General features: G+C 31.5%; 6 protein-coding genes and 1 pseudogene. 5 read left to right on the plus strand and 2 right to left on the minus strand.

Annotated features, from left to right (window positions below):
- From E4J94_RS17315 to E4J94_RS17335, 5 genes are all read left to right on the plus strand, one after another.
- A complete protein-coding gene (locus E4J94_RS17315; protein ID WP_135837034.1) occupies positions 1 to 609 on the plus strand; it encodes an NAD(P)H-dependent oxidoreductase in 609 nt (202 codons plus the stop codon).
- Between the two features lie 136 nt (positions 610 to 745).
- Positions 746 to 1762: a S41 family peptidase gene (locus tag E4J94_RS17320; RefSeq protein WP_135837035.1), complete on the plus strand. Its 1017-nt coding sequence runs from the start codon at positions 746 to 748 to the stop codon at positions 1760 to 1762.
- Between the two features lie 175 nt (positions 1763 to 1937).
- Complete coding sequence (locus E4J94_RS17325; protein WP_135837036.1) at positions 1938 to 2249, plus strand: DUF6660 family protein; 312 nt, start codon at positions 1938 to 1940, stop codon at positions 2247 to 2249.
- A 126-nt stretch (positions 2250 to 2375) separates the two neighbouring features.
- Positions 2376 to 6737 (plus strand): CusA/CzcA family heavy metal efflux RND transporter, encoded by a 4362-nt coding sequence (locus E4J94_RS17330; protein ID WP_135837043.1) that lies wholly within the window; start codon positions 2376 to 2378, stop codon positions 6735 to 6737.
- A 1-nt stretch (position 6738) separates the two neighbouring features.
- Positions 6739 to 7983 (plus strand): efflux RND transporter periplasmic adaptor subunit, encoded by a 1245-nt coding sequence (locus tag E4J94_RS17335; RefSeq protein ID WP_135837037.1) that lies wholly within the window; start codon positions 6739 to 6741, stop codon positions 7981 to 7983.
- Between the two features lie 554 nt (positions 7984 to 8537).
- Here the strand turns inward: E4J94_RS17335 and E4J94_RS17340 are convergent.
- Complete coding sequence (locus tag E4J94_RS17340) at positions 8538 to 9635, minus strand: hypothetical protein (RefSeq protein WP_135837038.1); 1098 nt, start codon at positions 9633 to 9635, stop codon at positions 8538 to 8540.
- A gap of 2 nt (positions 9636 to 9637) precedes the next feature.
- Positions 9638 to 9878 (minus strand): annotated as a pseudogene (locus tag E4J94_RS17755) (sigma-70 family RNA polymerase sigma factor); the annotation flags it as partial.

Here is a 9878-nt window from a genome sequence, read left to right on the forward strand (position 1 = left end):
ATGAAAAAGATAGTCGTTATAAATGGTCACCCCGATAAAGAAAGTTTTAATAGTGCTATTGCACAAACATATATAACATCTGCGATAAGCTTAGGTACTGAGGTTCGGTATATACCAATAGGAGAATTAGATTTTAATCCTAATTTACAATTTGGATATCGAAAACGAATGGAACTTGAACCTGATCTCGTAAAGGCATTAGAAGATTTGCATTGGAGTGAACATCAAGTTTGGATACATCCTATGTGGTGGCTAGGAATGCCTGCAATAATGAAAGGTTTTTTTGACCGAGCATTTCTACCAAGTATTGCTTTCAAAATTAATAAAAATGGACAGAGCGAAGGCTTATTAGAAGGAAAAACGGCTAGAATAATCACAACAGCTGGTGATTTATCTGAAAAGGAGTATGAAGAGATTTATAAATCTAGTGGACAGATACAATTACAAAAGGGTATTTTAGAATATTGTGGCATATCTCCTATCCAAAATGATTTTATTGGTCCTCTTATTAAATTCAATGAAAAGGATAGAAATAATTGGATAGAACAAGTAAAAAGCTTGGCAGCGTTTGATTCAAAAATAGAAAATAAAATACCTCAACAAAGTTAAATATTTCAATTTTATTTCATAAGAAAAGAAAAGTCTTTACATAAGACTTTTCTTTGTTTGAGTTAAAAGGTCATAAAAAGATTAAGAAGAATTGTAACTATTTTTTAAACATAGAGTCTATTAGAAAAATACACTTATGAAAAAAATCATATTACTTCTATATCTAATTCACTTCTCTATTGTTATGCAAGCTCAAAACTTTCAAAATGCTAATGTGAAAAAATTTATAGATAAATCAATTAATATTATTGAAAATAATGCTGTTAATGTGGAGAATATAACATCTATTAAAGAAAGATTATATAAAAAATCGGTAGATTTTAAATCAGTCGATGAGATAGCTCCTTTGTTTAAAGAGGTATTTAAAGATCTTAATGACTATCACGGTAATTTAAAATACAATGGAAAAACGTATGGATGGGATAAACTTACAGAAAGCACCAACACTTATTTGAAAAACAAAATAAAAAATGAAACAAAAGTAAAAAGTGTAATTATTAATAAACAAATCGGTTATATAAGAATTTCAGGAAATGATGATTTCGCCTTTAAGAAAGTGGATAGTATTGCAAATGATATTGTTTCGAATATCAATTCTATTGATTCAAAAAAAATAAAAGCATGGATTATTGATTTAAGAATAAATACTGGAGGAAATATGTATCCCATTTTATTAGGACTTAAGGAATTTATTGGAAATAATGTAATCTTTGGAGGTTTTGTCAATTCTAAAAATGAAATTACTGGAAATTGGGAAATAAAAAACAATAAATTACTGATTGACAAAAATTTACTAGAAAGAAAATCAGAACTTATCTTTCCATCTAAAAATACGATTCCTATAGCAATACTTACAAGTGGCTATACAGCAAGTGCAGGAGAAATGACAGCGATTTCGTTTATTGGAAGAGATAATACATTTTTCATTGGCGAACCTACTGCAAATTATACGACAGCAGTTCAAGGGTTTGAGATAAATAAATTTGCAGCAATAAATTTATCAACTGATTATGTGATAGACCGAAATAAAAAAGTGTACAAACAAAATATTATACCAGATTATGAAGTAAAAGATGGAGATAATTTCGAGAATTTAAACAAAGATTCCAAAATAAAAGAGGCTCTAAAATTATTTAAACAATTTTCTTATTAGCTTGATAAAAAACATCGATTATAAATCTAGCATACATTGATACTATCTTTTTCAAGCTAGTAAACCTATAAAATATAGTTTGAAAAAATTATATATTTTAAATTTTGACACATCTTAACACGATAAAATTAATTTTAGTCAAAAAATGTTTATTACATTTGCAATAATGAAATTTATGATTTTCATAATCGCTTTATATGTTAATGTTCTATCATTTATTCCGTGTCAGGATACAAATAGTAATGGAGCACTAACTTCTATGGTACATAGTGAAAATGAAAATTCCAATCATAAAGATAAATGTAGTCCTTTGTGCGCATGTAATTGTTGTCAAATTACAATTTCTTCTATAAAATTTACACGATTACTAAAAACACCAAAAATCTTTGAACCAAATACTTCAAAGAAAATACAATTCAAAAAAAATACAATTCAAAACCAATTGTATGCCGATATCTGGCAACCTCCTAAAATAAATATTGCTTAACGAGACGATTTCTATTTTTCGTCTACACATTGATTTCAATTAATTTAAAATTGAAGTCAACACTTTTCTGTGCTCATTTATTTTGATAATAAGTGGGTAATGTTAATGCAATTAATCAAATTATCTGTGTTAGATAAAATCATAAAATTTAGTATCCAAAACAAGATTGTTATTGGAATTATGACTGGTTTATGGATTATCTGGGGCGTATGGAGTGCAACAAAATTGCCAATAGATGCGGTACCAGATATTACCAATAATCAAGTCCAAATTATTACGGTCAGCCCTACTCTAGCTGGTCAAGAAGTAGAACAATTGGTCACTTTTCCAATTGAACAAAGTATTGCAAATATTCCTGATATCGAAGAAACAAGAAGTATTTCTCGTTTTGGTTTATCTGTGATTACAGTAGTGTTTAAAGAAGATGTTGACATTTATTTTGCACGTCAATTAGTCAACGAAAAATTAAAAGAAGCACAAGAAGACATTCCGCAAGGTGTTGGTATTCCCGAATTATCACCTGTGAGTACCGGTCTTGGAGAAGTCTATCAATATATTTTACATCCTAAAAAAGGAAGTGAGAAAAAATACAATTCAAAACAATTGCGCGAAATGCAAGATTGGATTGTTCGGAGACAATTAAACGGAACTCCTGGTGTTGCTGAGATCAATAGTTTTGGTGGAGAATTAAAGGAATACGAAGTTGCTTTAGATCCGAATAGATTACGCGCAATGGGGATTAGTGTATCGGATATTTTTGATGCCTTAGAAAAAAATAATCAAAACACTGGAGGAGCCTACATCGATAAGAAGCCAAATGCTTACTTCATTCGAGGAATTGGAATGGTAACTTCTCTGGATGATGTAAAATTAATTCCTATAAAAAATGCGACGGGAACTGTTCCTATTTTTATAAAAGATGTAGCTGATGTAAGACTAGGACATGCCATACGATACGGAGCGATGACCTACAATGGTGAAGTAGATGCTGTTGGAGGTGTTGTAATGATGTTAAAAGGAGCCAATTCTAACGAAGTGGTTAACCTAATTAAAGAAAAAATACCTACAATTCAAAAATCACTACCAGACGATATCGTCATCGAGCCTTTCCTTGATCGAACGAATTTAGTCAATCGTGCAATTAAAACAGTAGAAAAAAATCTAATCGAAGGTGCATTAATTGTCATCTTTGTATTGGTTATTTTTCTTGGTAATCTAAGAGCTGGTTTAATCGTTGCTTCAGCAATTCCTCTATCCTTATTATTTGCATTAGGAATGATGAATGTTTTTGGTGTAAGTGCGAATTTAATGAGTTTAGGAGCTATTGATTTTGGATTGATAGTTGATGGAGCAGTTATTATTGTAGAAGCGACTTTACATCATCTTGGACTTAGAAAATCAACGCATCAATTAACCCAAAAAGAAATGGATGAAGAGGTTTTTCTTTCAGCTTCAAAAATTAGAAATTCAGCCGCTTTCGGGGAAATTATCATACTTATTGTCTACATTCCTATTCTTACATTGGTTGGTGTAGAAGGAAAAATGTTTACACCAATGGCTAAAACAGTTGGTTTTGCAATTCTAGGAGCATTAATTCTTTCGTTAACGTACATCCCAATGATGAGTGCTTTATTTTTATCAAAAAAGCCTACTCTCAAACCTTCTTTTTCAGATAAAATGATGGTGAAAATCCATAAAGTTTATGAACCATTATTAGAAAAAGCAATCCGAATCAAATATTGGTTAGTTGGTATTACTGTTGCAATTTTTGCAGTATCAATTATTCAATTCAGAAATATGGGTGGCGAATTTATTCCGCAATTACAAGAAGGTGATTTTGCTTTTCACTGTATTTTACCACAAGGAAGTTCCTTAACTCAAAGTTTAGAAACATCCATGCAAGCTTCTCGAATTTTAAAAGAATTTGATGAGGTGAAAATGGTCGTTGGTAAAACAGGATCTGCTGAGGTTCCCACAGATCCTATGCCTCCTGAAGCAACAGATATGATTATCGTTCTAAAACCAAAGGACGAATGGAAAAGAAAAATTTCTTATGAAGAATTAGGTGATGAAATGATGGAGAAACTAGAGGTTATTCCTGGTGTTTTCTTTGAAAAAAATCAACCAATCCAAATGCGTTTTAATGAATTGATGACAGGAATTCGACAAGATGTAGCTGTCAAAATTTTTGGCGAAAATTTAGATTCTCTCTCTTATTATGCAGATAAAACCTCAAAAGCAATTCAATCTGTTGAAGGTGTTACAGCACCCCAAGTAGAACGCGTAAGTGGTTTGCCTCAGATTAATGTTGAATATGACCGAATCCGAATGGCAAATTACGGATTAAATATTCAAGATGTAAATGATATGTTGAGTACAGCATTTGCTGGAAAAACAGCTGGACAAGTTTTCGAGAATGAACGACGCTTTGATTTGGTTGTTCGATTGGATAGTGTGCATCGAAAAAGCATTGATGACATTAACAATTTAATGATTCCTACAAGTTCTGGTAATCAAATTCCAATCTCTCAGGTGGCAAATGTGAGTTATAAATTAGGCGCTTCTCAAATTAGTCGCGAAGAAGGAAAACGAAGAATTGTAATTGGTTTCAACGTAAAAGATCGCGACGTACAATCAGTTGTAAAAGATATTCAGACAAAATTAGACAACGAAATCAAATTGCCTTCAGGCTATTATTTCACCTATGGAGGACAGTTCGAAAATCTACAAGCAGCTAGTCAACGTTTGATGATTGCAGTACCAATCTCCTTGTTGTTAATTTTTATGTTATTGTATTTCACATTTCATTCATTCAAACAAGCTGCATTAATTTTTACAGCAATTCCAATGAGTGCAATCGGAGGTATTTTTGCATTAATTATTCGCGACATGCCATTTAGTATTAGTGCTGGAATCGGTTTTATTGCTTTGTTCGGAGTAGCTGTTTTAAACGGAATTGTTTTAATTGGAACATTCAATCAATTAGAAAAAGAAGGAGAGAAAAACATTTTAAAACGAATAATGGAAGGAACCAATATCCGATTACGACCAGTATTAATGACAGCAACAGTTGCATCGTTAGGATTTTTACCGATGGCAATTTCCACAGGCGCAGGTGCCGAGGTTCAAAAACCTTTAGCAACAGTTGTCATTGGAGGATTAATCACAGCTACTTTTTTAACCTTATTTGTATTACCAATGTTATATTTAATATTCAATTCAAAACTTCCAAAAATAAAATTGAACTCAAAAAATACACTTCCATTCCTTGTATTCGGAATGTTTTTGATGGGACAATCTATTCAAGCGCAAACTCGTTCAATTAATATTCAAGAAGCTCAACAAATTGCAATTGAAAATAATCCATTAATCAAAGCAAATGAACGAAGTATCTCATCAAGTGAAGCTTTAAAAGGAACCGAAAATGAATTACCAAAATTAAATGTGGAAGCACAACTTGGGCAATATGCGAGTCCAAAATTCGATTATGGTTTATCTATTTCTCAAAGTATTCCATTTCCAACGATTTTTAAACATCGAAAGGCAGTTTTAGAATCAGAAGTGAATAGCAAGAAGATACAAAAAGAAGTAACAACAAACGAATTGTTGAAACAAGTGAGAACCTATTTCTATCAGATCGAATATTTAGAATATAACCATGATCAACTCGAACAATTAAATAAACTTTATTTAGAATTTATTCGAATTGCTTCGGTTCGATTTAATGCAGGTGATATTAAGAAAATCGAAATTAATACGGCAGAAACTCAACAAGGAGAAATCAACCTACTGTTGAAACAAAACAAAGTGTATTTAGCAAATGCTTATAAAAATCTAAACGTATTATTGAATACCGAAGAAAGTTTTACAATTACCAAAGAGACGAATTATATTCCATTAAAATTGAGTGGAATTTTAGACGGTTCTACAATTGATAGTAATCCTACTCTCAAAGCTTTTTACCAACAGATGGAAATTACAGAACGAAACAAAGAAGTCGTAAAAGCCGAAGGTTTACCAGAATTTTCACTTGGTATAAACAGTTTATCGATGATTGGAATGCAAGAAAAAAATGGAGTTGAAAGGTATTACAATGGCCTTGATCGTTTTACTTCAGTAAACCTTAGTGTAGCAATTCCATTAACGTTTGGTGCTACAAAAGCAAAAATAAAAGCATTGGAATATGATAAACAAGCCATTCAAGAAACAGCCAATTTTCAAAAACAACAGCTAAAGATTCAATTGGATAATTCAATTAATCAATATCAGCAAGATTGGGAACAATATGAATATTATGTAAACCAAGCCATTCCAAATGCAGAGAAAATTGTAAAAGCAGCTCAATTGGGTTACAAAACTGGTGAAATTTCCTATGTCGAATATCTTTTTGCATTGCAAACCGCAACGGATATTCAATTAAAATATCTTGAATCGATACAACAAGTCAATCAAACTATTGTCAATATTAATTCTATCATCAATCAATAAAATGAAAAAAATAAAGATCATTATCTATAGCGTGTTAGCCATATTATTTCTAAGTAGTTGTACCAAAGAAACAAAAACGGAACAACCCACAGAAGAAAAAGAAGCTGAGCACGAAGAAGCGCCGCAAACAATTGCTTCGCTAACAGAAGAACAAATGAAGGCTGTTGGTGTAAAACTGGGAACAATTGAAGTAAAGGAGCTAACGGCTATGATTAAAGCAAATGGAATTTTAAACGTTCCTAATAGCAATATGGCAAGTGTTGCATCCATGTTTGGTGGAGTAATACAAACGTTGCCAATTCAGGAAGGTTCATATGTCAAAAAAGGACAAGTAATTGCGACAATTTCAAATCCAGAATTTATTATTGCACAAGAGCAATACTTAACTGTTCTGAGTCGAATTACATATGCAGAGCAAGAATTTAGAAGACAAAAAGAATTGTTTGATAACGATGCTGGTGCAAAAAAGAATCTTCAGAATTCTTCTGCCGAATTGAAAACATTACGTTCTCAAAAAGCATCTTTATCTCGTCAACTGCAAATGATGGGAATTAATCCTTCTAAAGTAACCAATGCAAATTTGAGAAATGGAATGGTAATTACAGCACCAATTAGTGGAACAGTAAGTAAAATTATTGCGCAAATAGGAAGTTATGTAGATGTCTCTTCTCCTGTCGCTGAAATCATTGATAACAGTTCTATTCACTTAGATTTGCAAGTTTTCGAGAAAGATTTACCTAAAATGAAAGTTGGTCAAGTCATTCAATTTGAATTAACAAATAATCCAGGAAACAGTTACGAAGCAGTCGTTTACAGTATTGGTTCTTCTTTCGAAAATGAAAGTAAAACCATTGCAGTACATAGCAAAGTACAAGGAAATAAAAGTGGATTGATAAATGGAATGAATATTACAGGAGCCGTAAGCTTAAGTAATTCCTCTACACCTGCTGTTCCCAATGAAGCAATTGTAGAAGCGGATGGTAAGTTTTACATCTTTGTCAAAACAAACAAAAAAGTAAAAGAGCATACAGACGAAGAAAGTAAAAATTCAAACGAAAAGAATAAAGATCATCAAAATGAAAAATCGATAAACTTTGAGAAAATCGAGGTTGTAAAAGGTTCTTCAGATATGGGTTACACAGCTATTACAACCGTAAATGAAATTGATCCAACTGCACAAATTGTTGTAAAAGGAGCCTTTTTCGTTAATGCTAAATTAAGTAATTCTGGCGATCACGGACATTAAAAACAATTCAAATAAATTGAGTTGTTCCCCTAACTAACTGCCAATAAAAAGTCCTATAAACAATATGTTTATAGGACTTTTTATAATTGTAATAAGCGACCTTTTTTATATTCAGTTTTTCTTATAGAATTTACCTTATCTATTGTGATGTGTATTTTTTTTCAATTATAATAGGTACTTTTTAGATAAGTAAAATTCCTTGACTTCAATCGTTTTAATTCAACCTCTAGTTTTTATAATTCTCATATCTAACGTCTAAAATCTAACTAACAAGTAATATAATCCTATTAAATTTGGAAAATGTCAATTCGATTTAATAAGAATTAACGTTTCGTATTCGAATATTTTAGGGTGTAAAAAAACAACTATTTTAACTTAAATGCGAGCTACAAAAATCTTTTACATACTATGACTATTGCAAAGCCTTTGTCCTAATTTTATATAGGGAATATTTAAATTATACGCTACACTCTTAGTATATGTTGTTTACATTTAGTGAGTGTTCGTAATCAACCTCACCTTATGGGTGTACAATCACCCTCAAAAATTATAATTTATGCTATAATAAGCTCTATTCCTGCTTTATTAGCTTTATATTTTATTTTAGTCATCAATTCATAATAACTCCAATTTCTCAGTACAAATTCTTCTTCTTTGGCTATTTCCATCTTTTCTTCTTGATCCAATAAAATAAGCGTTCCTGCTTTATTATTGATGCAAAAATCAATTAGCATTTTACTATAGACATGTAATCGATGATGGACGTAACTTCGTTCCACTTGACTCATTTTTTCTAAAGCTTTTACTTTTCTTGTTCTTCCTTTGCCCGATTTTGCATAGGTTACTCCTGTTTGTATTCGTTTACGGGACGCTTGTATTGCTAATCTACGGTAAAGAAACTCTTCTTTGGTTCCGATGGTAAGCCGAGACTTACCAATTTTTACAACCAACGGATATTCTAAGGATAAGGATGCTTCTGCAATAATTTCGGGTTGTAGATGATGGTTTTCTTTTTTGATCTCAACAACAGCTAACCAAAATATTTTTCCTTTTTCGATTTTTATTTGTGAGGTACAAAGTTTAATTTCACCACTTACCACTTGTTCCAATAACCTTTTATTGCCTGTAAAATCTTTTCCTAAATAAGTTTTGAATGGAAGTTGAAACAACCGAAAACAGAAACTTTTTTTCTCGGAGGAATAAGATAATCCACTTATACCATCTAGTCCAAAAGGAAATGCCATATCTCGTTTGAAGTTTTTTAACGAAGCTTCTCCTTTCCAATATTTTTGGTAATCTTGGTTGTAAGAACTGTAGAGTCTGTTATTCAAAATAGTTAATATGTTCATCGGTATTTCTCCTTTAAATCGTTTTGAGAGCATACGATAAGTGGTACTCATACGCGAACATTCTAGTATACCTTCTTGCTGTTTCTTTTCATCCACTAATTTGTATTTAACTCCCTCCGAGAGATATAAAAAATCTTTCGCCATCTCTTGTATGTATAAATGAGAAACGATCAAATTAGCTGCTCTAAAACACCTATTTCGCCATCTGTAAAGCGTATCCAAAACCTCTTTACGTTCTTCTTGAGTTGGTAAATCAACGATTAATCGTATTTTTCGAGTGAGTATTAAAGTAGATTTTTCCATCATCAATAGTTTAGGGATTGAGCTTTATTTTGTTGAGTGAATTTATAAGCGACTATAAATTCATTGTGTACTTCTTTCTGAGAAAGTTCTAATGTCTTAGCAATGGTTGTAAACGATTGTTTTCCCTCACATCGAAGTTTTAAAATCAGCGATTGTCTTTCGTTTATTTGATCTTTTTTTTCTGTAAAAGAAACTGTTTTGCTTCTAGTCAACTTATCTTGGTGATTTAAAATCTTCTTAAGA

It is taken from the genome of Empedobacter tilapiae (assembly GCF_004785645.1).
Classification (GTDB): domain Bacteria; phylum Bacteroidota; class Bacteroidia; order Flavobacteriales; family Weeksellaceae; genus Empedobacter; species Empedobacter tilapiae.